The organism is Myxococcus sp. CA023 (genome assembly GCF_010998615.1).
In the GTDB taxonomy this organism is placed as follows: Bacteria; Myxococcota; Myxococcia; order Myxococcales; family Myxococcaceae; genus Myxococcus.
On the sequence record NZ_JAAEAH010000207.1, the window covers coordinates 1 to 440 of the forward strand.

General features: G+C 52.3%; 1 protein-coding gene. It reads left to right on the forward strand.

Annotated elements, in window-relative coordinates; genetic code table 11:
- Positions 1-440: hypothetical protein (locus tag F8M74_RS37640; RefSeq protein ID WP_205604117.1), on the forward strand; the 440-nt coding region annotated here is incomplete at both ends.

Genomic DNA, 440 nt, shown 5'->3' on the forward strand with positions numbered 1-440 from the left:
CGCATAAAATACGCGCTGACTATGCCGTCATTGTCGGTGTCAGTCTCACAACCATCGGCGCATTGCTCATGTGCGTTATCCAGCCGCAATGGAGTTACTGGGCGTGCGCGTTCTTGGCGGTTTTCTTAAATCCTATCGGTGCAGATTCGCTCTTCACAGTTTCGAACCTCGTCATTACATCAGTGTTCCCATCGCGTACGCAAGGGCTCGCAGGCGGCGTATTCAATACTGTTGCGCAGATTGGTAAAAGCGTGGGGCTGGCTACGAGTGGTGTGCTTGCGGCCAGTATTACTGAGCACTCGAGATATCGCGAGAAAGCAAGTCCAGAGGCGTTGATGGTGGGATTCAGAGCTGCATTTTGGTACCTGTTTGCGCTGAGTTGTGCTACTGGCATGCTGTTTGTATGGGGCCTGAGAGGTATTGGAAAGGTGGGTATGAAG